The 1427-nt window shown below is 38.6% G+C and carries 1 protein-coding gene; it reads right to left on the reverse strand.

Annotation, left to right across the window (positions count from 1 at the left end):
• Positions 1-111 precede the first annotated feature (111 nt).
• A complete protein-coding gene (locus tag AC1DPQ_RS27640; protein WP_477611550.1) occupies positions 112-861 on the reverse strand; it encodes a UDP-2,3-diacylglucosamine diphosphatase in 750 nt (249 codons plus the stop codon).
• Positions 862-1427: the final 566 nt, after the last annotated feature.

A 1427-nucleotide genomic window follows, 5' to 3' on the forward strand; every position in this document is an offset into this window, starting at 1 on the left:
ATCTAAACGGGATTGAAGTGACAGCTCCCGATTTTTCGGGACTATAACGAAAAGCCCGACGAACATTAAAAAAAGCTACAGACACTGCTTTCCAAAAAATGAACTTAAAAATTAAGCATCTGGCTTGTAATACTCCAATTTTAAATCCACACCATCAAAAACCCCATAAGAATTATAGTTGAGCCATTCGCCAATATTAACATAGCGGCTCCCATTACCCAAAGCGATATCGAGCGGCAGGTGCCTATGTCCGAAAATAAAATAATCGAAATGCTCCTTATGCAATTGCTCTTTGGCATAAATGGCCAGCCATTCTTTATCCTCGCCTAAAAAAACTTCTTTTTCGGTTTGCGCAGCCCTACTACCCTGGCTCCATCCGTTTGCAATCCAGATCCCCAGATTTGGATGTAAACGGGCAAACAACCATTGGCAAAACTTGCTTCTAAAAATCTTTCTTAAAAATTTATATTTGTTATCCCCTGGCCCTAAACCATCGCCATGGTGCAGGTAAAATTTCTTACCGTTACGCTCCATGATCATTTCATCGCTGATGATTTCCATGCCAATTTCCTGCGTAAAATAATCGCGCACCCACATGTCATGGTTACCTTTAAAAAAATAGATTTTTATCCCGGCATCGGCCATGGCCGCCAACYTACCCTGTAAACGGATAAATCCCTTCGGAATTACTTTAGCATACTCGAACCAGAAATCGAAAATATCGCCCATTAAAAACAGCTCGCTGCAATTCGGTTCAATAAAATTCAACCAGCTTRCAATACGCGCTTCACGGGCACGGCTTTCGGCATAATTTGGCGTGCCTAAATGAAAATCGGAAGCGAAGTAAATATTCTTAACCATGTACAAATTCAAAGGTAAGGCAAAAAGCTGAAAGACTATAATCTGTGTAATCATCCCTTAAGGAAAAAGCTTAAAGACTAAGGCAGAAAGACCAAACATAAAGACTAAAGCTTAAAGACCAGAGACTAAAACAAAAAGCTTAAAGACTAAGGCAGAAAGACCAAACATAAAGACTAAAGCYTAAAGACCAGAGACTAAAACAAAAAGCTTAAAGAMTAAAGCAGAAASACCAAAGACTAACATAACGAGCCAAACTCCGTGTAAATCYGTGTTTCCGTGGCAAAAAACCTTAATGTCCTTAATTTCTCAATGGTGAAAACCCCGAAAACAAAAAGCTTAAAGACTATAATCTGTGCAATCTCAAAATCTGTGTAATCACCCCGAAAGGAAAAAAGCAGAAAGACCAAAGACTAAAGCAAGAACACTAAAACTAAAATCACCTTAACAAATCGGTGTAATCTCTAAATCTGTGTAATCATCCCGAAGGTAAAAGACTAAAGCTTAAAGACTAAAGCAAGAGCACTAAAACTAAAATCGCCTTAACAAATCGGTGTAATCCCTAAATC

Source organism: Pedobacter sp. 01T416_2, assembly GCF_056398925.1.